We start from the raw sequence: 22,182 nt of genomic DNA, 5'->3' as shown, positions 1-22,182 counted from the left end.
GCGATTGAAATCGCCCCCACAAAAAAGCGTCTCCCAGCCAACACTCGCCCACCGGCGGGCCTCGACCCTGTGGGGGCGAATTCATTCGCGAAGGGATGCGCAGCGTCCCCCGGCAAGTGCGCAGGCCGGTCCTGCGGTCCGGTCAGCGATTGAAATCGCCCCCACGAAAAGCGGCTCCCAGCAGATCTGCGTCGCCAGCCAGCCGTGCCGCCGGGCCAAAAAGCTGAACGAATCGCGCCGGCCTCGCGTCGGAAAAGGAGAACCCCACTACGGGCCATCCAATCACCCATTGGCTCGGCGCGGTTTCGTCGGCGTCGGGCCGGGAGCATTGACCCATGGACACCACAGACGATCGTCAAGACATCATCCGCACACTCAATACCCTGATCGAGACCTGCAAGGACGGCGAAGCCGGTTTCAAGGCCTGTGCTACCGACGTCGAGCGTCAGGACCTGCAGCAGTTGTTCCTGGAGCGCTCGAAGGAGTGCGGCAGTGCGGCATCGGAGCTCCAGCGTTCGGTGCTGGAACTCGGCGGAAAACCGCAGCAGGGCAGCAGCATCAGTGGTGATCTGCATCGCCGCTGGGTTGACCTGAAGGCCCTCGTGACCGGCAAGGACGAGGCCGCCGTCCTCGATGAAGCCGAGCGCGGCGAGGACGTGGCCAGGAAGCACTACGCCGAGGCCCTGCGCCAACCACTGCCCTCGGAAATTCGTGCCATGGTCCAGCGCCAGTACGAAGGCGTCCTGCGCAACCATGACGAGATCAGGGCCTTGCGCGATGTCGAGCGCACCCGCGGTTGAGTACCGCCCTGGTTCATCGCCGCCACTGGCGCACTGACGCGCAGTATAGGGAGGCTACCCATGAACAATCCGCCAAGTAATGGTTGGGTACCGCCCCAGCGCTTCGGAGTGAAAGTGGTGGTGCGCCTTTCCCGCCGCCGACGGGCGAGGGGCGGCTTGCGAAGGTATTCATCGAGGGCAGTAAGGCCCGGGGTCTTGTCGCTGTTGCCTCTGTCCATCGCGATGGCGGCCATCTGAAGGATGGCTATGCAATTATGACCACCCGCCGCTTCGCGGTGCTGCATATCATCCGTCGGTGCCCGCCATCCTACCCGGTCAGCTCCGTCGCTCCAGCCAGATACCGCCCGGTAGAAAGTCTGAATCATTGCCGAGAAGCCCAGTCGACTGAGTAGGTTACCAGTCGGAGAGGCACCATGATCCGCGACAAACCTGCCCCGAAAGAAATCGACGACATCGAGGACCGCATGGGCTCGGTGCGCGAGTTGGACTTCAGTGAGGAACGCGATGTCCGCCAGGGCCGAATAGGCGATTTGCGCCCCATTGGCGAGGTCGAGCAGGAGTACCCGCCTGAACGTGTCGCGAAATGCGGCATGACCGGGGGCGAGACGCTGACCGGCAGCCAGTACGAAGACAACGTCACGCTTGACGACCTCAGCCCTGACACCTTGTACGACCTGACCGGCGCGAGTTACCCGGACGAACCTGGCGGAGGCGGCCCCACCGACAAGAAATTGCGTACCGTCGATGAATCCGAGATCGGCGGCGGCATCGGGTTGGACGAGGCCGAACTGGCCCGGGCGGCGCCCCTGGATGGCAAGCCCTGGACTGACCGGGTCTCGCCAGGCGACAGCGACGAAGATCAATGAACGACTCGTGATATTCCCCGGCCGAACACGGCCAGGGCTTCTTTCTCAGGAGGGCAAGACCATGAGCGAAAACCACTGCGCCTGTCCGGAGTGCTCCTGTGCGGTAGACGCGAACGCCTTGATCCGTGATGGTCGCGCGTTTTGCTGCCCGGCCTGCGCCGCTGGCCATCCAGCAGGCCAGGAAGATTGCCGCGACCCCGATTGCCACTGCGGCGAGGCGCAGGCCCGGGCCCGGTTCCGCGAGCGCCAGGTCGACCATGCGCTGGAAGAGACCTTTCCCGCCAGCGATCCCATTTCACCCTGATCCCTGCCGGGATCTGGGAGTCGCTTTTCGTGGGGGCGAATTCATTGGCTATGTCTGCGTTAAGTGTTGCTAGAAGCTCCTGAGCCAAGCTGCTTATCGAGCGGACGGCGAGTCCCTGTTTCGCCCTCCCGGGCGACTTCCTTTTGCAGTCGCCCAAAAGGAAGCAAAAGGCTTGCCCCTGCATCCGGGTTTGGCTTCGCCAAACTTCCCTCGCTCCATCGTTGCGCCGGGGGCCCGGCGTGAGGGGCCATCCCTGGCCCCGCACGCCTCTCGCGGCATCCATGCCGCTCGTCCCCCTCTGCAACGATTCCGCTCGGCCTCCTGACGGGGCGCAGTCGCTGCCCCACCGCTGCTGCACAGGTTCAGGCGGCTGGTGGCTTCAGGATTGTTTGTGCCTCGCCGGCGCGAGTCACCCCTCTCCCTCCGGGGTGAAGAGGCACGCTTTCGGAAGCACCGCTTCCGGTGCCGATGAACGCCTGAGCGCGAAGCGATCAGGCAGGGGCGCAGGGCGGGGGCCGGGGGAGAGGGAGGTGTCAGACTGGTGCGGAGACCTGAAAGCCCCGTACTAGAGACTTCTATTCGGTCCTGCAACAGCTAATGCAGACATAGTCAATGAATTCGCCAAGCAGACCGCAGGTCTGCCAGTGGATTCCCCCGGGGCAACTGCGTTGCCCTTGGCGAATGAATTCGCCCCTACAGGCCTGGCCCAAGCGAGGTCCGGGCAGGCTGGCGGCATGCCGGGTGCGAACCAGCAGGAAACCGCCGCGATAGCGGTGCGGCGGCGCGGGAAGGGGTGACTCAACGGGCTTTGCGCAGGGCTTGGATCAGCTCATCCTTGCGCATCTTCGAACGCCCCGAGATGTTGCGCTTGCGCGCCCGTTCCATCAGTTCGCGCTTGGTCATGGCGTCCAGCCTCTGGCCGGGGCGCGGCACGCCTCGACGGGTCGCCGCTGCGCGGCGGGCGGAGGACTTGCGTGCGGCTTTCTTCTGGCTGGAACTGGTGCGCTGGCCGGAACCACCGGCACGTTCGCCGCCCCCCGATTGCTTGTTCACCGTAGCCCAGGCACGGGCTTCGGCCTCGTCCTCGGAAACCCCCTTGGCTTCGTAGCTTTCCTCGATGTGCTCGGCCTTGCGTTTCTGCTTCTCGGTGTACTTGTCTTTGCTTCCACGTGGCATGGCGTGGTTCCTCCTCTGGTCGCCCGCGACCGGTTTGCCGCGTGGCGCTAGTTCGGAAGAGGCCACCGATGCAACGGGGTTCGGTCTTGCTGATGAACGGTGCCACCGTTTCTCCGAATCCCCGAACCCGGGGCCGCTCGGCGCTATCAGAATCTGAAGGAGCCCGCGGAGAATGCGATGGAACTGGGTGAACGCGTCCTCGACACCTTGCTGGCCGAGTTTTCCGATCTCGGCCAGGTGGAAGACCTGGTGCGCGCGTTGCTGCGTTTCGTGCTGGCGATCTTCCTTGGCGGGCTCCTGGGCTACGAGCGGGAGGTGAAGGGCAAGTCGGCCGGGCTGCGGACGCACATGCTGGTCTGCCTTGGCGCGACGCTCTTCGTGATGGCGATCGAACAGGATGGGGCGGGGCACGATGCCATCAGCCGGGTAATCCAGGGCATCACCGCGGGCATCGGCTTCCTTTGCGCCGGCACCATCCTCAAGGGGCGCAACCCGTCCGATGTGCAGGGGCTGACCACAGCGGCCGGCATCTGGTCGGCAGCCGCTATAGGCGTCGCCGTGGGGCTGGGGCGTGAGGCTACGGCGCTACTCGGCACCTTGCTGGCACTCGGGGTGCTGCATGTGATCCCGCTGATGGTGGATCCTTCGGGCAACGGCAAGAAAGAGGACGAGCCCTAGACGAAATCCACCTGAACTTTTCCAGCCATCACGCTCTCGGAATCCAGGAGGCCCAGCGCCGTGGCGGGTTCCTGTCGGCGTGGCGCCGGGCCGACTCAACCGAATGAATCGTCTGCCAGGCGTTAAGGAGCCAGGAGCGATGTTTCCGACGCAAGAAGGCGAGTCCGCGGTCATTCGCGCGGCACGGGAACCCCGGCTGGCCATCGAGGGGGTGGAACCGGTGGTGGAGGGGGGACGTTTCCCGGTCAAGTGCATCTGCGGCCAGTCCCTGGAGGTCCGGGCAGTGATTTTCGCCGACGGCCATGACCAACTGGCGGCCGACCTGCTCTGGCGAATGTCCGGCCAGCAGGACTGGCGGCGCGCTCCCATGGAGCATCTCGGCAACGACCATTGGGCTGCCCGGTTGACGGCCGAGAGGGAAGGGCGCCTGGAGTTCGCCATCGAGGCCTGGCAGGACGTCTATGCCAGCTTCCGCTACGAACTGCTGAAAAAGTACGGGGCCGGTGTCCCGGTACGACTCGAACTCGCTGAAGGTGCCTCGCTGGTTCGGCTCATCGCCGGCAAGGCGCCGCCGCACATGGGGGCGGAACTCGGCCGATTGCTCGCACGGCTGGATGGCTGCCAGGGGATGCAGGACCAACTGGCCCTGTTCGTCGAGCCCGAGGTCGGGGCGCTGATGCGGCGCGCCGAGCACCGTCCCCATCTGCTGCGGAGCCCGGTCTATCCGGTGGAGGTGGAAAGGCGCCTGGCCCTGTTCGGCAGCTGGTACGAGCTCTTTCCCCGTTCCGAAAGCGGCGACCCGAAGCGCCACGGAACCTTCGCCGATGTCCGGCGGCGCCTGCCGGACATCGCCAGGATGGGATTCGACGTGCTCTATTTCCCGCCCATCCATCCCATCGGCCGCACCCATCGCAAGGGCCCCAACAACAGCTTGCAGGCCGGGCCGGACGATCCAGGCAGCCCTTACGCCATTGGCAGCGAGGAGGGCGGTCATGAGGCGATCCATCCACAGCTGGGCAGCCTGGAGGATTTCCGCATGCTGGTGGACTCGGCCCGGGCCCATGGACTGGAAGTGGCGCTGGATTTCGCCATCCAGTGCTCGCCCGACCATCCCTGGCTCAAGACGCATCCCGGCTGGTTCGGCTGGCGTCCCGACGGGACCATCCGCCACGCCGAGAACCCGCCGAAGAAGTACGAGGACATCGTCAACGTCGATTTCTACTCCGACGCGGCGATCCCCGGCCTCTGGCTGGCCCTGCGTGACGTGGTGCTCGGCTGGGTCGACCAGGGCGTCACCCTGTTCCGCGTCGACAATCCCCACACCAAGCCGTTGCCTTTCTGGGAGTGGCTGATCGCCGACGTGCGGCATCGCCATCCCCGGGTGATTTTCCTGTCCGAAGCCTTCACCCGCCCGGCGATGATGGCGCGCCTGGGCAAGCTCGGCTTCAGCCAGAGCTATACCTACTTCACCTGGCGCAATACCAAGGCCGAGCTGCAGCAGTACTTCACCGAGCTCAACCAGCCCCCCTGGCGGGACTGCTTCCGGCCCAACTTCTTCGTCAACACGCCGGATATCAATCCCTCCTTCCTGCAGCACTCGGGACGCCCCGGTTTCCTCATCCGCGCCGCCTTGGCCACCATGGGCTCCGGGCTCTGGGGCATGTACTCGGGTTTCGAGATCTGCGAGGCCGCGCCGGTACCCGGCAAGGAGGAATACCTGGACTCGGAGAAATACCAGTTGCGTGCTCGGGAATACGACGCGCCGGGCAATATCCGCGAGGAGATAGCCCGCCTCAACATGATCCGCCGCGACAATCCCGCCCTGCAGACCCATCTGGGCTTCCAGGCCTACAACGCCTGGAACGACCAGATCCTCTACTTCGGGAAACGCACCGGGGATCTGTCGAATTTCATCCTGGTGGCCATCAGCCTCGATCCACACCAGGTCCAGGAGGCCCATTTCGAACTCCCGCTGTGGGAATTCGGCCTGGCCGACGATGCCGACCTGGAAGGCGAGGACCTCATGAACGGCCACCGCTGGACCTGGCATGGCAAGGTGCAATGGATGCGCATCGATCCCGCGCACCTGCCGTTCGGCATCTGGCGTGTCCGCCCGGTCCGCTGAGAAGAGGAGCGACCCATGGCCAAACGCACCGGAAGGGCCGTGTTCCTCAACGACCCGCAGTGGTACAAGGACGCCGTCATCTACCAGGTCCATGTGAAGTCCTTCTACGACGCCAACAACGACGGTATCGGTGATTTCGCCGGGTTGATCGAGAAGCTGGACTACATCGCCGGACTCGGGGTCAACACCATCTGGCTGCTGCCGTTCTACCCCTCGCCGCGGCGTGACGACGGCTACGACATCGCCATGTACCGGGGCGTGCACCCGGACTATGGAACCCTCGGCGACGCCCGGCGCTTCATCGACGAGGCCCATCGCCGGGGCCTGCGTGTGATCACCGAGCTGGTGATCAACCACACCTCGGACCAGCATCCCTGGTTCCAGCGGGCGCGGCATGGGAAGAAGGGCTCCCGGGCCCGCGACTACTACGTCTGGTCCGATACCGATGACAAGTACGCCGGCACGCGGATCATTTTCCTGGATACCGAGAAGTCCAACTGGAGCTGGGACCCGGTGGCCGGGCAGTACTTCTGGCACCGCTTCTATTCCCACCAGCCGGACCTGAACTTCGACAATCCGAGGGTGTTGAACGCCGTGTTGCGGGTCATGCGCTTCTGGCTGGACATGGGCGTGGATGGCTTGCGCCTGGACGCCATCCCGTACCTGATCGAGCGCGACGGCACCAGCAGCGAGAACCTTCCCGAAACCCATTCGGTACTCAAGCGGATCCGCGCCGAGCTGGATGCCCGCTACCAGGACCGGATGCTGCTGGCCGAGGCCAATCAGTGGCCGGAGGACACCCGGCCCTATTTCGGCGATGACGACGAATGCCACATGGCCTTCCATTTCCCGCTGATGCCGCGCATGTACATGGCCATCGCCCAGGAGGACCGCTTCCCGATCACCGACATCCTGCGCCAGACGCCGGAAATCCCGCCGAACTGCCAGTGGGCGATCTTCCTGCGCAACCACGATGAACTGACCCTGGAAATGGTCACCGACGACGAGCGCGACTATCTCTGGAACTACTACGCCGCCGACCGCCGGGCGCGCCTGAACCTGGGCATACGCCGGCGGCTGGCTCCCCTGGTCGAGCGGGACCGGCGCCGGGTGGAGCTGCTGAACAGCTTGCTCTTGTCCATGCCCGGCACGCCCACCCTCTATTACGGCGACGAAATCGGCATGGGCGACAACATCTACCTGGGCGACCGCGACGGCGTGCGCACGCCGATGCAATGGTCGGTGGACCGCAATGGCGGTTTTTCCCGCGCGGACCCGGCCCGCCTGGTGCTGCCGCCGATCATGGACCCGCTGTACGGCTATCAGACGATCAATGTCGAGGCACAGGCGCACGATCCCCACTCGCTGCTCAACTGGATGCGCCGCATGCTCAACGTGCGCAAGCAGCAGAAGGCCTTCGGCCGGGGCAGCGTGAAGATGCTCGCCCCCAGCAATCGGCGGATTCTCGCCTACTTGCGTGAGTACAGCGACAGCGACGGGCGCGACGAAAGCATCCTGTGCGTGGCCAACCTGTCCAGCGCCGCGCAGGCGGTCGAGCTGGAGCTGGCCGAGTACGATGGCCGTGTACCGGTGGAAATGGTCGGGGGCGCGTCGTTCCCCCCCATCGGCCAGCTCACCTACCTGTTGACGCTGCAGCCCTACGGCTTCTACTGGTTCTACCTGGCCGATGCCTCGCAAATGCCCGGCTGGCATCTCAAGGCGGTCGAACGGATGCCCGAACTGCAGACCCTGGTCCTGCTGCATCAGCTGGACGAGATCATCCAGATCAAGGCGCGCCAGACCCTGGAGTTCGAATCCCTTCCCCTGTATCTGCCCAAGCGTCGCTGGTTCCCGGGAGGGCAGGTTGCCGCGGGCAGCGTGCATCTGCTCTATGCCATGGCCCTGGGCGATGCCCCGGACGCCCCGGTGCTGGCGGAACTGGAGGTGCATGGTGCGCATGGCCCCGAGTTCTACCAGTTGCCCCTGGGCGTGGTGCCCGAACGTGCAAGTGGCAGCGACCTGCCGCAACAGCTGGCCCTGGCACGGTTGCGTCGCGGACGCAAGGTGGAATTGCTGACCGATGCCTTCTGCCTGCCCCGCTTCAGCCTGGAAATACTCCGGCACCTGCGTGCCGGGTCGCTGTTGCGTGGCTCGGCCGGCGAACTGCAGTTCCTTCCGGAAAAGGCGCTGGAGGACATCGACCCGGGGCCGGAACCGACGGTAAAGCTGTTGTCGGCGGAGCAGTCCAACAGCTCGGCGCTGATCGGTGACCTGCTGCTGCTCAAGCTGCTGCGCCGCGGATTCCCCGGCATCCACCCGGAGGTGGAAATGGGGCGGTTTCTCACCCACCACGGCTATACCCATGTGGCACCTTTCCTGGGCGAGGTGCTACGGGTGGACGAGGAGGGCCAGCCGCATACGCTGATGCTCCTGCAGCGTTACCTGGACAACCAGGGCGATGCCTGGACCTGGACCCTCAACAACCTCGACCGGGCCATTCGCGACCACATGGCCGGCGGCGAGGCGGATGGCGAGCAGGGGGCCCTTGCCGAACTCAGGGTGTTCGCCGGGACCCTGGGAAAGCGCATCGGTGAAATGCACAGCATCCTGGCGCGTCCGGTGGAAAGCCCCGACTTCGGCTACCGGCTGAGCGACGCGAACGACAGCGCCGACTGGGCCTCGCGGATCAGCGCCCAGCTTCGCGAAGCCCTGGCTGCGCTTTCCCGCGCCCATGGCCAGCTGGACAGGGACGCCGCCGCCTCGGTGCAATGGCTGCTGGCCGAGGAAGAACGGCTGTTGATCGTCATCGGGCGCCTGGCCGCCCTGGCCGCCGGCGGCATCAGCATCCGCGTGCATGGCGACCTGCACCTGGGCCAGGTACTGGTGGTGCAGGGCGATGCCTACATCATCGATTTCGAAGGCGAGCCCAGCCGGCCATTGTCCGAACGGCGACAGCGCGACAGCCCGATGAAGGACGTGGCCGGCATGCTCCGGTCATTCGACTACGCGGCGGCCGTGGCCGAACGCAGTGCCTGCGGCGCCGACAACTCCGCCGAGGCACGGCAGGTCTGTGCCGAGGTGATCGCCCGCTATCGGGCAAACGCGCGTACGGCTTTCCTCGATGCCTACCGGGTGGCGGCCAACGGCCTGCCCCACGAATGGCATGGCCGGGAAGGAGAGGGCGCCGCGCTGGCGCTGTTCAGCCTGGAAAAGGCGGCTTACGAAATACTCTACGAAAGCGGCCACCGCCCGGACTGGCTGGACGTGCCCCTGCACGGGCTGCTGGAACTGGCGCGCCATCTGCTGGGACACCGGACATGAACGATAAGCGACTGGAACGCCTGCGACGGGCGGAAGAAGCGGACCCCTTCAGCTACCTCGGTCCCCATGCCGGGGAGGACGGGATACGGGTCAGGGCCTGGCTGCCGGGGGCCGAAGCGGTGGATCTACTCGATGCGGCGGACGAGCGCCTGCTCGGCCCCATGCACAAGACCGACCCGGAAGGACTGTTCGAAGGGCTGCTGGCGGAGCGGCGCCGTTATCTGCTGCGCATCCACTGGCCCGGTGCGCAGCAGGTGACCGAGGACCCCTATGCCTTCGGCCCGCTGCTCGGCGAAGTGGACCTCTACCTGTTCGCCGAAGGCAATCACCGCGAACTCGGCCGTTGCCTCGGGGCGCAGGTCATGGAGCAGGACGGCGTTGCGGGCGTTCGGTTCGCCGTCTGGGCGCCCAATGCCCGGCGGGTGTCCGTGGTGGGGGACTTCAATGCCTGGGACGGCCGCCGCCATCCCATGCGCCGGCGCTACCCGGCCGGCGTCTGGGAACTCTTCATCCCGCGGCTGGGAGCCGGGGAATGCTACAAGTACGAGATCCTGGGGCCGGACGGACTGCTGCCATTGAAGGCCGATCCCGTGGGGCTGGCCAGCGAGGTGCCGCCGGCGACCAGTTCCCGGGTGGTCGCGCCCTTGGCGTTCCCGTGGCGGGACCAGGAATGGATGGCCCGCCGCAAGGTCGTCCAGCAGAACGACCAGCCCCTGGCCATCTACGAGCTTCATGCCGGCTCCTGGCAATGGGTCGACGATCGTCCACCGACCTGGGCCGGCCTGGCGGAACGCCTGATCCCCTATATCCAGGAGATGGAATTCAGCCATATCGAACTGATGCCGGTGATGGAACATCCCTTTGGCGGCTCCTGGGGCTACCAGCCACTCTCGCTGTTCGCTCCCACCGCGCGCCTGGGGGAACCGGAAGACTTCGCCGCCTTCGTCGATGCCTGCCATCGCGCGGGAATCGGCGTCATCCTCGACTGGGTGCCGGCACACTTTCCCACCGACGAGCATGGGTTGGCCCGCTTCGACGGCACCGCGCTCTACGAATACCAGCACCCCTTCGAAGGCTTCCACCAGGATTGGGATACCTACATCTACAACCTCGGCCGTACCGAAGTGCATGGCTTCATGCTGGCCTCGGCCCTGCACTGGCTGCGGATCTACCATGTCGACGGCCTGCGGGTGGACGCGGTGGCCTCGATGCTCTACCGGGACTATTCACGCAATGAAGGCGAGTGGATTCCCAACCGCCACGGCGGCAGGGAGAACCTGGAAGCCATCGAATTCCTCCGCCACCTCAACGAGGTGGTCCATGCCGAGGTCCCGGGCGCCCTGGTCATAGCCGAAGAGTCCACCGCATGGCCCGGCGTCAGCCGCCCCGCAGCAGAGGGCGGGCTGGGTTTCTCCTACAAGTGGAACATGGGCTGGATGCATGACAGCCTGGCCTACATGCAGAAGGAACCGATCCATCGCAAGCACCACCATCATCAGCTCACTTTCGGCTTGCTCTACGCCTTTTCGGAGCACTTCGTCCTGCCGATTTCCCACGACGAGGTGGTGCATGGCAAGGGCTCGCTTCTGGGCCGGATGCCAGGTGACCGCTGGCAGCAGTTCGCCAATCTGCGCCTCTATCTCGCGTTCATGTGGACCCATCCAGGCAAGAAGCTGCTGTTCATGGGCTGCGAATTCGGCCAATGGCGCGAATGGGACCACGACCGGCAGCTCGACTGGTATCTGCTGCGTTACCCGGAGCACGAGGCGGTGCGGTACCTGGTGAAGGCGTTGAACGGTCTCTACCGGCAGGAGCCAGCGCTTTACCAGCGAGATGGACGCGCAGATGGCTTCCAGTGGCTGATTGGCGATGACTCCCACAACAGCGTCTTCGCCTGGTTGCGGCATGGCGAAGATGGCCGGCCCTTGCTGGTGGTGCACAACTTCACTCCCGAACCCCGCCAGGCGTACCGCGTTGGCGTCCCCAGGACGGGCCAATGGCAGGTGCTGCTGAATACCGATGACGTGCGCTTCAGCGGATCCGGCGCGGGAACCATGGGCACGCTGAACAGCGATCCCGGGAATGCCCATGGCGAGGCCCAGTCCCTTGTGCTGGACCTCCCACCGCTGGGATGCCTGATCCTCCGGCCGGAGCCCTGAGGGGCTCCGGCCGGCGATCAGTGGGCCCGGGCGACGCCCTGGAGCACTGTGGCGCTGGCGTGCTCGCTGCGGGACAGCGGACGAATCTGATGCACCAGCGGTTCAATCCACTGCGTGCGCCTTTTCCGGTTCGTAGGGTGGGTCGGGCGGCGTTCCGCGAGCTTGCGATACCCATCCGGCCTGTCCGCATGGGTATCGCAAGCTCCACCCATCCTACGTAGATACTGGCGCACCCTACGGTGGGGCAGGCGTTTCGCCCCAGCTGACCCCGCCCCCTTATAGGGGTCCACGTTCTGCGAACGTGGGCGTTCAATCCATTGCGTGCGCCTTTTCCAGCTCCCGCGCCATCTCCAGGTGGCGCTTGAGCACCGGCAGATTGTTGCGGGCATAGTCCTGTACATCCGCATCCGGACTATGGTCCGCGGCCTCGGTGAACAGGGTCACGACTCGCTCGCCGATGGCGACCTGTTCGCTTGCGTAGGCGGCATTGAAGGAGCCTTCGGACTCCGCTGCCAGTTGGCTGCCCGAGTCAGGCACCGCGCTTTCCTCCGCGGCCAGCAGGTTCTTCTCGCGGGCCAGGGACTTGAGGTCGGAACCCGCCTTGGTGTGGTCGTCGATGACTTGCTGGGCGAAAGCCTGGACATCGTCGGCACGGCTCTTGCTCAGGGCCAGCTTGGCCGCCTGGAACTTGAGCTCGCCGGCCGAGGCGGCCTGGGCGATGAAGTCCTGGGGTGTCGATACCGGTTCCTGGGCGTATGGCGTCGAGGCCAGCGCGAAGAATCCGGCGCAGGCGGCCAGGGTACAAACCAGAGCAGTACGCTTCATGGCGGTTCTCCCGATCGAGAGGTCCTGTAGGTTGTGAGCCCCGTGGGTCGAGCGGGTTCCGGCCACTTGGCGGTTAGTCAGGAGTAGCGCGCCGAATGGTGCGGATAGCTGCCCACCCGCGCACCGATCACCATCTCGCTGATCCAGTTGGTGAGAATCCTGGTGCAGGCCTGCTGGTCGCAGTCGTGAGTCTTCATCACTGCTCCCGCCAGACCCCGCCGCTGTTCTTGCAATCGGTGCGGGCCTGGCCGAGATTGGCGACGCGGTAGTAGTAGGTAATGACCTTGGCGTCATCGGATACGGCGGGACGCGCTTGCGACTGGTTCTCGACCGTTCACTGGTTCTGGACGGACTGGTTCACGGAGAGTTCAGGGGGAATGATGAGTGGCGCCTCGCGCGAAAAATCTGAACTTGGCAGTGCCGGCATGGCCTCAAGCTAGAGGAGCCATCACCGGTGATGCGAGGAGAGGCGTGATGAAACGGGACTGGGACCTGATCAGGGCGCTGTTGCTGGAGATCGAAGCCCTGGAACCGGGTCACGCTCTGGTGGCCCGCAGTATCGACGAGCACAGCCGGGAGTCGGTCGGCTACCACCTCCATCTGCTGGGGCAGGCCGGGCTGGTGGAATGCAAGGAACAGCACCACTGGAACGGTGAACCGAACCGCGTCGCGGTTGCGCTCACCCTGCAGGGCCATGACCTGCTGGACAGCATTCGCGACCAGGATGCCTGGCAGGCGAAGAAGGGCATGCTCCTGGCACGCCTGGGTGCCATCTCCTACGAGTCCCTGCGCAAGATCATCTGAGAACGCTTCGCATCTGAACGAGAGGCGGTCATGGCCGAGCAGCCCAGCATCTCCGCCGATGCGGTCCGGACGTTCAAGGACAGCATCCTGGCGAAACTCAAGTACGCCGTTGGCAAGGACCCGGCAAGCGCGTTCGACCATGACTGGTTCGAGGCGCTGGCCCTGGCCACTCGCGATCACCTGATCGACCAGTGGGAAGAGGCCAATGCACTGGTGGATCGCCAGAACGAGAAGCGCATCTACTATCTCTCGCTGGAATTCCTCATCGGCCGCCTGCTGGTGGACAACCTGAGCAATCTCGGGCTGCTGGACGTCGCGCGCCAGGCCATGGCCGAGCTGAACGTCGACCTCGAGCGCATCCGCGAAGTGGAGCCCGACGCCGCACTCGGCAATGGCGGCCTCGGGCGCCTGGCCGCCTGTTTCATGGAGAGCATGGCGACCCTTCGCCTGGCTGCCCATGGCTACGGTATTCGCTACGAGCATGGCCTGTTCCGCCAGGCGATAGTGGACGGCTGGCAGGCCGAGCAGACGGAAACCTGGCTGGACTTCGGCAACCCATGGGAGTTCGAGCGTCCCGAGGTGGCCTACAGCATCGGCTTTGGCGGCAGCGTCCATACCCATCAGCAAGAGGATGGCAGCCTCCGCCAGATCTGGCAGCCTCACGAGACCATTCGAGCCATCGCCTACGACACGCCCGTGATCGGTTGGCGCCGCTCCGCGGTCAACACCCTGCGGCTCTGGCGTGCCCGCGCCGAGGAAGACCTGCAGCTGGAGCGTTTCAATGCCGGTGACCACATCGGCGCAGTTGCCGACGTCGTACGTGCCGAGTCCATCTCCCTCGTGCTCTATCCAGCGGACATCACCGAGGCCGGGCAGGAGCTGCGCCTGCGCCAGGAGTTCTTCTTCGTTTCGGCGTCGCTCCAGGACCTGCTGCGCCGCCACATGGAACAGTATGGAGAAATCGAGAACCTCCCGGAGAAGGTGGCCATCCAGCTCAACGACACCCACCCGGCCATCGCCGTCGCGGAGCTGATGCGCCAGCTGGTCGACCTGCATGGCCTGGAATGGAACCGGGCCTGGGAGCTGACGGTAGCCACGCTGGCCTACACCAACCACACGTTGTTGCCGGAGGCCCTGGAATCCTGGCCGGTCTCGCTGATGGAGCGCCTGCTGCCGCGCCATCTGCAGATCATCTACCTGATAAACGCGTTGCACATCGATGCGCTGCGGGCCAAGGACATCCACGATTTCGGGCTGCTCCGCTCGGTGTCCCTGATCGATGAGGACCGGGGACGGCGGGTCCGCATGGGCAACCTGGCCTTTCTCGGCTCCCATAGCGTCAACGGCGTGTCGGCCCTGCACACGAACCTGATGCAGGAAACGGTGTTCCGCGATCTGCACCGGCTCTATCCCAAACGCGTGAACAACAAGACCAACGGCGTGACCTTCCGCCGCTGGTTGTTCCAGATCAATCCACAGTTGACCCGGCTGCTGACCGAAACCCTGGGGGAGGGCGTGCTGGACTCGCCGGAAACCATGCTTCAGGCGCTCGAGCCCTATGCGGAGAAGCAGGGCTTTCGCAAGCAGTTCAGTATGCGCCGCCAGCACAACAAGGAGGCGCTGGCGCAGCTGATCCGCCAACGCCTCGGCATCGCCGTGGACACCCACGCCCTCTTCGACGTCCAGGTCAAGCGCATCCACGAGTACAAGCGGCAACTGCTGAATCTGCTGCATACCGTCGCCCTCTACCAGGCCATCCGCAACGACCCGGCCACGGACTGGGTGCCCCGGGTGAAGATCTTCGCCGGCAAGGCGGCCGCCAGTTACCACCAGGCGAAGATGATCATCAAGCTGGCCAATGACATCAGCCGCACCATCAACGACGACCCTACGGTGCGCGGGCTGCTCAAGGTGGTTTTCATTCCCAACTACAACGTCAGCCTGGCCGAAGCGATCATTCCGGCGGCGGACCTTTCGGAGCAGATCTCCACTGCCGGCCTGGAAGCTTCAGGAACCAGCAACATGAAGTTCGCCCTCAACGGGGCGCTGACCATCGGTACCCTGGATGGCGCCAACGTCGAGATGTGCGAGCGGATAGGCGCGGAAAACATGTTCATCTTCGGCATGACGGCCCAACAGGTGGAGCGGCGGCGCCAGGCCGACCAGGCCAACGGGCAGGTGGCATTCCATTCCGAACGCCTCAGTGCCGCGCTCGAAGCTGTCCGGGCGGGCGTGTTCTCCCCCGAGGACCCGGAGCGTTACCTGGGGCTGGTAGACGCGCTGATCCGCGATGACCGCTTCATGGTGTGCGCCGATTTCGACGCCTATTGGGAGGCCCAGCGGCAGGTGGACCGTCGCTGGCAGAACGGCTCCCGCTGGTGGCGGTCCGCCGTCCTCAATACCGCGCGCATGGGCTGGTTCTCCTCCGATCGCACCATCCGCGAATACGCCACCGAAATCTGGGACGTAGCCATTCCGTCGCAAGATGCCAAGGCAGACTGAGCAAGTGAAGCTTGCCGAGGTTCCCCCGATCCGTCGGACGGCGGCGCGCTCGTCGGTCGCTTGAGTCGATGTCCGTTCAGGGGAGTCGAAAAGATCATGCACGGCTCTCGCGAGCGGCGAGGGAGGTGGCGATGAGCTTCATCTGCTTTTTCTGCGGCTGTGCATGGACGCTGGAAGAGCGGATACGGCTGGGGAACGAAGAGCTGATCCGGCGGCGCTGTAGCCGCTGCGGCAGCAACTATTACCTCAAGCCGGTCGAAACCGCCGCGCCCGTCAGATAGCTCGGCGGATAGTTGAAATTTTCCCAGGGCCGGGCCTGTCGGCCGAAGTAACAGGCACTGCAAGGGCGGAGTCCTTGACCCCGCGCCTTGATCGCCACCGCCCGGGACCTCAACCCGTGGAAGATTTCCGCGATTCGGGCTTGACCCGGTGCTTGTGCCGGCGCCGGATAGTCTTGGCGCGTTTCTCCAGGACGAGGTAGACGACTACCGCCACCAGCAGCGGCAGGAGGAAATAGAGCGTGCGATAGCCCAGCAGCGCCGCCACCAGGCTGCCCTGGCTCATCTGGTCGTGGAGCAGGGCGAGGAACACGGTTTCCAGCACGCCGAGGCCGGCCGGGATATGGGTGATCACACCCGCCACGCAGCTGATCAACAGGATGCCGAGAATCGACGCGTAGTAGGTGCCATGTCCGTGGGGCAGCAGCCAGAAGATCAGCGAAGCCATCAATGCCCAGTTGGTTGCGCCCAGCCAGATCTGGATCAGCGCCAGGCGCAATGAAGGAAGGGTGATCTCATGATCCCGCCACGACCAGGTGCGTCGTTTGGCATAGCCACAGGCGAACAGGTAGAGAGTTGCGACGGCCAGCAGCAGGAAGCCGATCATTTGCAGGCCGGTGACGCCCAGGTTCCAGTTTTCCGGCAGCTTCACCAGGCGCAGCGAGAACACCACGCCGGCCAGGGCCATGTAGCCTATCCAGTTGGTGAGAATGCCCAGGCTGATGATCCGCGTGACGGTGCCGGTATCCAGCCCGAGGCGCTTGTACAAGCGGTAGCGCAGCGCCACGCCGCCGACCCAGGTGGTGAAGTTCAGGTTGAAGGCGTAGCAGACGAAAGCCACCGGGATGACCTGCCGTGCGGGAAGGTGGTGCCCGGTGTAGACCCGGGCGACAAGGTCGAAGATGCTGAACACCAGGTAGCTGGAAAAGGCCAGTGCCGCGCCCACCAGCAAAGTGACCGCGCCGTATGCCCGGAGTGACTGTTGCACCTCGTTCCAGTCGAGGTTCTTCGCCAGCAGATAGAGCAGGGTGGGCACCAGCAGCACGAAAAACAGGGTCAGCAGATGCATGCCCCACTTCATCCAGGGCTTCTTCGGGTGATCGGTCATGAGGTATTGCCCTCGTCATAGCGGGGCTCGCCATCCGACTCCGGATGCCGGGATTCGAGATTCGGCCGGTGGGCGGGAATCAGGCCGGCGATCGCCGGGAAGCGCCGGATGAAGTGGAAGCACAGGAAGATCAGGGGCGCCCGCCACCAATAGCCACGAATCATACGTTCCAGGCTGATGCGCTTGCAGTGCTTGGCCGCCAGCCATTCCAGGTGCCCGTGCAGGAACTGGTTGAACGCGCGATCACGAATGATCAGGTTGGCTTCCAGGTTGAGGGCCAGGCTCAGCGGGTCGAGATTGCTGGAGCCCACCGTTGCCCAATCGTCATCCACCAGCGCGACCTTCCCGTGCAACGGTCGTTGGCAGTATTCGTAGATGGCCACGCCTTCGCGCAGCAGGTGGTTGTACAGCAGTCGCGAGAAACCCCGGGCCCAGAGCATGTCCGGCTGCCCCTGCAGGATGAGTTGTACCCGCACGCCACGCCGGGCGGCATTGCGCAGTTCCCGCAACAGGCGGTAGCCGGGGAAGAAGTAGGCATTGGCCACCACCAGGCGCGAGCGTGCGCTGCGGAAGGCGGCCAGGTACTGCTGCTCGATGTCGGTGGTATGGCGTTTGTTGTCGCGCTCGGCCAGCAGGGCCTGTGCGTGCCCCGTGGCTTGTGCCGGCGGGCGAATCGCGCTGGGTTCCTCCAGGACGGGGGAAAGCAGGCGCAGGCTGGAGGCGTGCAGATCGGCCACTACCGGGCCGGTCACTTCCACGGCGTAGTCCTGCTTGGCCATCGGACCGTAGTCGAGCAGGTGGTCGGCGGAGTAGTTGATGCCGCCGACGAACGCCCGTTCGCCATCTATCACCACGATCTTGCGGTGCAGGCGGCGGAAGAGGTTGGTGCGCATCCCCAGCAACCGCGGGCTGGGGTCGAAGACATGCACCCTGACGCCTTCAGTGGTCATGCTGGCGATGAATTCGTCGCCGAGGTCGGCGGTACCGTAGCCGTCGACCGCAAGTTCGACCCGGACGCCACGCCGGGCCGCTTCGATCAGCACACCCCTGAGTTCGTGGCCCACCTTGTCCTCGAAGATGATGAACGTCTCGATCAGGACTTCCCGCTTCGCCGCGCGGATGCACTCGAACACCCGCGGGTAGTACTCCTCGCCGTTGATCAGGAGCTCGATGCGGTTGCCATCACGCCATTGCCCGTTCACAGATGCACCTCCGCCGCCAGCGGCGCATGGTCGGAAAGGTGCGACCAGGGCCGGGTGGAAAGGACCAGGGGATCCTGTGTCGTGGCATTGCGCACGTAGATCCGGTCCAGGCAGAGCAGCGGGAAACGTGCCGGGAAACTCTTGGCCGGGGCGCCGTAGGCCCAGCCGAAGGCTTCCACCAGGCCGCGCTCCGCCAGCATGGCGTCGGCCCGCAGGCACCAGTCGTTGAAATCGCCGGCGACTATGGTGGGGGCCGCGGGATTGAGTGTGTCGAGCAGGTCGGAGAGCAGGCCGATCTGCTTCTTCCGATGGGCCTCGCGCAATCCGAGATGGACGCAGATGGCATGCACCTCACGATGACCCGGAACGTCCAGGACGCAGTGCAGCAGCCCGCGCTGCTCGTTGCCGTGGACCGATACATCGAGGTTCTCGTGATGGATGATCGGGAACTTGGAGAGCAGGGCGTTGCCGTGGTGACCGTCCGGGTACACGGCGTTGCGCCCATAGGCGAACTGCGGCCATATGCTGTCGGCGAGGAATTCGTACTGCGGTATCGGCGGCCAGTTCCGGTAACGCCGGGCATGGCGCTCATGATTGCCAAGCACCTCCTGCAGGAACACCAGGTCGGCGTCCGTGGTGCGTACGGCATCACGCAGCTCGTGCAGGATGAAGCGCCGGTTGAACGCATTGAACCCTTTGTGCGCATTGATGGTGAGCACCTTGAGGCAATGCACGGCCGTGATGCGGTCGATGACGATCTCTGGCATGGGAATGGTCGTGTTCACGGTGGTATTCCTTGCAATACACCAGGCGCGGTCTTCAGGTCGCGGGTCAGGTCCAGGCGCTCGAGCAGACGGCGCGCGTCGAAAGGCGCGCGTACCTTCTCGTCGTTATCGAAGTAGCAATAGATATCCCGCGACTTGCATGGCCTGGGCCGATGCGCGTCGAGCACCTGGGCATCGCCGGGTTGGCGACCTGCGCTCCATGTGCGGATGCGGTTTTCCCAGCGCGCCAGGGCCTGCTCGGAGTACCCGCTGGCATAGAGCGCCTTGTCGCCATGCAGGCGCAGGTAGACGAAGTCGCTGGTGAGGTCTTCCACATAAGGCCACTTGCCGGCGCTATCGGCGATCACCAGGGCCACCTCGTGGTCGCGGAGCAAATGCACGAACTCATCGCACAGGAAGCTCTCGTTGCGTATCTCCACCGCGTGGCGCAATGCGCCGCGACCGGCCGAATCCTGGTAGCCGGCCTTCTTCAGGCGCTCGCTGCAATGGCTGGCGCAATCCCGGGCGGCGTTGATGGTGCGTGGCAGCAGATCGAGGAAGTGGCCGAATATCCCGGCGTCGAACTTCATGCTCGGCGGGAATTGCCAGAGGACAGGTCCCAGCTTGTCACCGAGCTGCAGCAGGCCCGAGGCGAAGAAGTTGGCCAGCGGCTGCTCGATCTCCCTGAGCCTGCGGATATGGGTGATGTAGCGCGGCGCCTTGACGGCGAAGACGAAGCCCTTTGGTGCGTCCTCTCGCCAGTTGGTGTAGCGGGCCGGGCTTTGCAGGGCATAGAAGGAACCGTTTATCTCGATGCTGTTCACCGCCCGCGAGGCGAAGGCCAGCTCGCGCTCCTCGGGCAGCCCAGCGGGATAGAAGATCCCCCTCCAGGGCGCATAGCGCCATCCGGATATGCCGATGCGTATCTCTCCCATGGGCGTCCTCTCGATATTCGTGCCTGGCGGTCAAGCGGAGCGCCTTCTGGCTGTCGGGTTGCCGACGGCGGGCACTGACCGTCCAGATGAGGCCTCTCTGTTTCCGACTGGGCACCGATCCGGAGGGTTCCGGCTTTTTCACGGAGCAGGCCCGGTGATCAGGCCTGGCGGGCTGCCTGGATCAACTCGAACAGCAACAGCGAACGGCCGGTGACTTCGACGCGTTCACCGCACGCCAGTCCATCCTGGCTGCGCAAGGTCGGCCTGGCGGTGTCGACGAGACAATGCCAGCCGGTGCCGCCGGCCACCTCGGGAAGCTGGAAGTCCACCGATTCGTGATGGGCGTTGACCACCAGCAGGACCGTGGCGTCGGCGCCGCCGCGACGGATGCCGGTCGGCTGGGCCCGGCCATCCATGAGCATGCCCATGCATCGGGTGTGTTCATCGTGCCAGTGCTCTTCGTTCATCTCGCCGCCATCGGGGGCCAGCCAGGTGACGTCCTTCACCCCCAGCTCCTCGTTGTAATGGCCGACCAGGAAGCGCCCGCGCCGCATGATCGGATAGGCGTGCCGGAGACTCGCCAGGCGCCGGGTGAACTCCAGCAGGTCGCGACCCTCTTCGTCCAGCGTCCAGTCCACCCAGCCGGTTTCGTTGTCCTGGCAGTAGGCGTTGTTGTTGCCGTGCTGGGTCCGGCTGAATTCGTCACCGGCGAGCAGCATGGGCGTGCCCTGGGAGAACATCAGGGTGGCGAGCATGTTGCGCATCTGCCGCATGCGCAGCGATCGGATTCCAGGGTCCCTGGTCGGGCCCTCGCAACCATGGTTCCAGGACAGGTTGTGGTCGCTGCCGTCCTGGTTGTCTTCGCCATTGGCCTCGTTGTGCTTGCGGTCGTAGGAAACCAGGTCGCGCAGGGTGAAGCCATCGTGGGCAGTGATGAAGTTCACCGAGGCGAAGGGGCGTCGCCCGCGCCGGTCGAAAAGATCGCCGGAGGCCGTCAGGCGCCTGGCCAGGGCGGCGGCCTGGCCGCCGTCGCCGCGCCAGAAGGCCCGGACGGTATCGCGGAAACGGTCGTTCCATTCGGCCCAGCCCGGTGGGAAACCGCCCACCTGGTAGCCGCCGGGGCCGCAGTCCCAGGGTTCGGCTATGAGCTTCAGCCGGCTCAGCACCGGGTCCTGGCGGCAGGCGACCAGGAAAGCATGGCGTTCGTCATAGCCCTGGTGATGTCGGGCGAGGACGGTGGCGAGGTCGAAGCGGAAGCCGTCGACATGCATTTGCGTCGCCCAGTAGCGCAGCGAATCGGTGACCATCTGCAGCACGCAGGGGTGGCTGAGATCCAGGGTGTTCCCGGTGCCGGAGTCGTTGATGTAGAAACGCCGGGCGTCGGGCCGCAGTCGGTAGTAGGTCGCGTTGTCGATGCCGCGCATGGACAGTGTCGGTCCCAGCTCGTTGCCTTCGGCGGTGTGGTTGTAGACCACATCGAGGATCAGCTCCAGGCCGGCATCGTGGAGGTGGGCCACCATCTCCTTGAACTCGCTCACCTGGCCGCTGGCGAGGTAGCCGGGATGGGGCGCGAAGAAGGCGATGCTGTTGTATCCCCAGTAGTTGTTCATGCCCTTTTCGAGCAAGTGCTTGTCGTCAAGGAAGGCGTGCACCGGCAGAAGCTCGATGGCGGAGACGCCCAGGGAACGGATGTGCTGGATCAGTTCGGCATTCATCAGGCCGGAGAAACTGCCGCGAAGGTGCTCCGGTACGGCGGGGTGGCGCATGCTGATTCCGCGCAGATGTGCCTCGTAGATCAGCGTGCTGTCCCAGGGCCTGCGCTGGTGCTGCTGGTCTCCCCAGGTGAACGCCGGGTCGATGACCTGGCACTTGGGCACGAAGGGGGCGCTGTCCCGCTCGTCGAAACCGAGATCGGCGTCCCGCGAGCCGATCACATAGCCGAACAACGCTTCCGACCAGCGCAGGCGGCCCACCAGTTGCTTGGCATAGGGGTCGACCAGCAGTTTGTTGGGATTGAACCTGTGCCCGGCGTCGGGTTCGTGGGGGCCGTGCACCCGAAAGCCGTAGACCTGGCCAGGATGGGCATCGGGCAGATAGCCGTGCCAGATCTCGTCGGTGTACTCCGGAAGCTCGATGCGTTCCAGCTCGGTTTCGCCGCTGGCATCGAACAGGCACAGCTCGACCTTGGTGGCGTGGGCCGAGAAGATCGAGAAGTTCACGCCCAGGCCGTCCCAGGTGGCGCCCAGCGGAAATGGATGGCCTTCGCTGACACGCGAGTGCCGGATGACTTCAGGGGCGCGATGGCGCTGCCTGGCCATGCTGTCTCCTCAGCCGG

At 64.9% G+C, this 22,182-nt stretch carries 17 protein-coding genes; 10 read left to right on the top strand and 7 right to left on the bottom strand.

The features are described 5' to 3' along the window. Window positions 1-335: 335 nt before the first annotated feature. From ACFPU0_RS11965 to ACFPU0_RS11955, 3 genes are all read left to right on the top strand, one after another. Window positions 336-800, top strand: coding sequence for a PA2169 family four-helix-bundle protein (locus ACFPU0_RS11965; RefSeq protein WP_377693216.1), 465 nt, complete (start codon window positions 336-338; stop codon window positions 798-800). A 413-nt stretch (window positions 801-1,213) separates the two neighbouring features. Continuing rightward, entirely contained in the window at window positions 1,214-1,666 is a 453-nt protein-coding gene (locus tag ACFPU0_RS11960) for a phosphotransferase system, HPr-related protein (RefSeq protein ID WP_377693215.1), read from the top strand. A 61-nt stretch (window positions 1,667-1,727) separates the two neighbouring features. After that, window positions 1,728-1,970 (top strand): metallothionein, encoded by a 243-nt coding sequence (locus ACFPU0_RS11955; RefSeq protein ID WP_377693214.1) that lies wholly within the window; start codon window positions 1,728-1,730, stop codon window positions 1,968-1,970. A 798-nt stretch (window positions 1,971-2,768) separates the two neighbouring features. On the opposite strand, the gene ACFPU0_RS11950 is transcribed toward ACFPU0_RS11955, so the two are convergent. Next, window positions 2,769-3,146: a Rho termination factor N-terminal domain-containing protein gene (locus ACFPU0_RS11950; protein ID WP_377693212.1), complete on the bottom strand. Its 378-nt coding sequence runs from the start codon at window positions 3,144-3,146 to the stop codon at window positions 2,769-2,771. Between the two features lie 177 nt (window positions 3,147-3,323). Between ACFPU0_RS11950 and ACFPU0_RS11945 the strand changes: the two genes are divergently transcribed. The 4 genes from ACFPU0_RS11945 to glgB all read left to right on the top strand — a co-directional run bounded on the left by ACFPU0_RS11945 (window position 3,324) and on the right by glgB (window position 11,429). After that, a complete protein-coding gene (locus ACFPU0_RS11945) occupies window positions 3,324-3,824 on the top strand; it encodes an MgtC/SapB family protein (protein ID WP_377693211.1) in 501 nt (166 codons plus the stop codon). Between the two features lie 139 nt (window positions 3,825-3,963). After that, window positions 3,964-5,949 (top strand): alpha-1,4-glucan--maltose-1-phosphate maltosyltransferase, encoded by a 1,986-nt coding sequence (locus tag ACFPU0_RS11940; protein ID WP_377693210.1) that lies wholly within the window; start codon window positions 3,964-3,966, stop codon window positions 5,947-5,949. Between the two features lie 15 nt (window positions 5,950-5,964). Next, window positions 5,965-9,270, top strand: coding sequence for a maltose alpha-D-glucosyltransferase (gene treS, locus ACFPU0_RS11935; RefSeq protein WP_377693208.1), 3,306 nt, complete (start codon window positions 5,965-5,967; stop codon window positions 9,268-9,270). After that, the gene (glgB, locus tag ACFPU0_RS11930; RefSeq protein WP_377693206.1) at window positions 9,267-11,429 is read left to right on the top strand and encodes a 1,4-alpha-glucan branching protein GlgB; all 2,163 of its coding nucleotides are present in this window, start codon (window positions 9,267-9,269) and stop codon (window positions 11,427-11,429) included. The genes treS and glgB overlap by 4 nt, the downstream gene beginning before the upstream one ends. A gap of 309 nt (window positions 11,430-11,738) precedes the next feature. On the opposite strand, the gene ACFPU0_RS11925 is transcribed toward glgB, so the two are convergent. After that, entirely contained in the window at window positions 11,739-12,254 is a 516-nt protein-coding gene (locus ACFPU0_RS11925; protein ID WP_377693205.1) for a DUF4142 domain-containing protein, read from the bottom strand. 474 nt (window positions 12,255-12,728) lie between these two features. Here ACFPU0_RS11925 and ACFPU0_RS11920 point away from each other — a divergent pair, with 474 nt between their 5' ends. The 3 genes from ACFPU0_RS11920 to ACFPU0_RS11910 all read left to right on the top strand — a co-directional run bounded on the left by ACFPU0_RS11920 (window position 12,729) and on the right by ACFPU0_RS11910 (window position 15,841). Next, window positions 12,729-13,058 (top strand): DUF2513 domain-containing protein, encoded by a 330-nt coding sequence (locus ACFPU0_RS11920; RefSeq protein WP_377693204.1) that lies wholly within the window; start codon window positions 12,729-12,731, stop codon window positions 13,056-13,058. Window positions 13,059-13,088: 30 nt separating this feature from the next. Further along, on the top strand, window positions 13,089-15,560 hold the full coding sequence (locus ACFPU0_RS11915; protein WP_377693203.1) for a glycogen/starch/alpha-glucan phosphorylase: 2,472 nt from the start codon (window positions 13,089-13,091) through the stop codon (window positions 15,558-15,560). Window positions 15,561-15,691: 131 nt separating this feature from the next. After that, window positions 15,692-15,841 carry a PSPA7_2676 family Cys-rich small protein gene (locus tag ACFPU0_RS11910; protein ID WP_377693202.1) on the top strand — a complete coding sequence of 50 codons (150 nt, stop codon included), beginning with the start codon at window positions 15,692-15,694 and terminating at the stop codon, window positions 15,839-15,841. 109 nt (window positions 15,842-15,950) lie between these two features. On the opposite strand, the gene ACFPU0_RS11905 is transcribed toward ACFPU0_RS11910, so the two are convergent. The 5 genes from ACFPU0_RS11905 to glgX form a co-directional block, all read right to left on the bottom strand. Beyond that, window positions 15,951-16,946 carry a lysylphosphatidylglycerol synthase domain-containing protein gene (locus ACFPU0_RS11905; RefSeq protein ID WP_377693200.1) on the bottom strand — a complete coding sequence of 332 codons (996 nt, stop codon included), beginning with the start codon at window positions 16,944-16,946 and terminating at the stop codon, window positions 15,951-15,953. Next, the gene (clsB, locus tag ACFPU0_RS11900) at window positions 16,943-18,148 is read right to left on the bottom strand and encodes a cardiolipin synthase ClsB (protein ID WP_377693198.1); all 1,206 of its coding nucleotides are present in this window, start codon (window positions 18,146-18,148) and stop codon (window positions 16,943-16,945) included. The genes ACFPU0_RS11905 and clsB overlap by 4 nt, the downstream gene beginning before the upstream one ends. Continuing rightward, window positions 18,145-18,933 carry an endonuclease/exonuclease/phosphatase family protein gene (locus ACFPU0_RS11895; protein ID WP_377693196.1) on the bottom strand — a complete coding sequence of 263 codons (789 nt, stop codon included), beginning with the start codon at window positions 18,931-18,933 and terminating at the stop codon, window positions 18,145-18,147. Before ACFPU0_RS11895 ends, clsB begins: the two co-directional genes overlap by 4 nt. Further along, window positions 18,930-19,847 (bottom strand): DUF72 domain-containing protein, encoded by a 918-nt coding sequence (locus ACFPU0_RS11890; RefSeq protein WP_377693195.1) that lies wholly within the window; start codon window positions 19,845-19,847, stop codon window positions 18,930-18,932. The genes ACFPU0_RS11895 and ACFPU0_RS11890 overlap by 4 nt, the downstream gene beginning before the upstream one ends. A gap of 158 nt (window positions 19,848-20,005) precedes the next feature. Beyond that, window positions 20,006-22,165 carry a glycogen debranching protein GlgX gene (gene glgX, locus ACFPU0_RS11885; RefSeq protein ID WP_377693194.1) on the bottom strand — a complete coding sequence of 720 codons (2,160 nt, stop codon included), beginning with the start codon at window positions 22,163-22,165 and terminating at the stop codon, window positions 20,006-20,008. Window positions 22,166-22,182 lie beyond the last annotated feature (17 nt).

It is taken from the genome of Pseudomonas sp. GCM10022186, assembly GCF_042656385.1.
Taxonomy (GTDB): Bacteria; Pseudomonadota; Gammaproteobacteria; order Pseudomonadales; family Pseudomonadaceae; genus Metapseudomonas.
The sequence above is the reverse complement of the archived record's forward strand: the minus strand, read 5'-3'. Positions and strand labels throughout refer to the sequence as shown.

Bases quoted from the DNA above. Each gene is read 5' to 3' on its own strand.
- ACFPU0_RS11965 (WP_377693216.1), top strand. From the start codon at position 336: ATGGACACCACAGACGATCGTCAAGACATCATCCGCACACTCAATACC.
- ACFPU0_RS11960 (WP_377693215.1), top strand. From the start codon at position 1,214: ATGATCCGCGACAAACCTGCCCCGAAAGAAATCGACGACATCGAGGAC.
- ACFPU0_RS11955 (WP_377693214.1), top strand. From the start codon at position 1,728: ATGAGCGAAAACCACTGCGCCTGTCCGGAGTGCTCCTGTGCGGTAGAC.
- ACFPU0_RS11950 (WP_377693212.1), bottom strand. From the start codon at position 3,146: ATGCCACGTGGAAGCAAAGACAAGTACACCGAGAAGCAGAAACGCAAG.
- ACFPU0_RS11945 (WP_377693211.1), top strand. From the start codon at position 3,324: ATGGAACTGGGTGAACGCGTCCTCGACACCTTGCTGGCCGAGTTTTCC.
- ACFPU0_RS11940 (WP_377693210.1), top strand. From the start codon at position 3,964: ATGTTTCCGACGCAAGAAGGCGAGTCCGCGGTCATTCGCGCGGCACGG.
- treS (WP_377693208.1), top strand. From the start codon at position 5,965: ATGGCCAAACGCACCGGAAGGGCCGTGTTCCTCAACGACCCGCAGTGG.
- glgB (WP_377693206.1), top strand. From the start codon at position 9,267: ATGAACGATAAGCGACTGGAACGCCTGCGACGGGCGGAAGAAGCGGAC.
- ACFPU0_RS11925 (WP_377693205.1), bottom strand. From the start codon at position 12,254: ATGAAGCGTACTGCTCTGGTTTGTACCCTGGCCGCCTGCGCCGGATTC.
- ACFPU0_RS11920 (WP_377693204.1), top strand. From the start codon at position 12,729: ATGAAACGGGACTGGGACCTGATCAGGGCGCTGTTGCTGGAGATCGAA.
- ACFPU0_RS11915 (WP_377693203.1), top strand. From the start codon at position 13,089: ATGGCCGAGCAGCCCAGCATCTCCGCCGATGCGGTCCGGACGTTCAAG.
- ACFPU0_RS11910 (WP_377693202.1), top strand. From the start codon at position 15,692: ATGAGCTTCATCTGCTTTTTCTGCGGCTGTGCATGGACGCTGGAAGAG.
- ACFPU0_RS11905 (WP_377693200.1), bottom strand. From the start codon at position 16,946: ATGACCGATCACCCGAAGAAGCCCTGGATGAAGTGGGGCATGCATCTG.
- ACFPU0_RS11890 (WP_377693195.1), bottom strand. From the start codon at position 19,847: ATGGGAGAGATACGCATCGGCATATCCGGATGGCGCTATGCGCCCTGG.
- glgX (WP_377693194.1), bottom strand. From the start codon at position 22,165: ATGGCCAGGCAGCGCCATCGCGCCCCTGAAGTCATCCGGCACTCGCGT.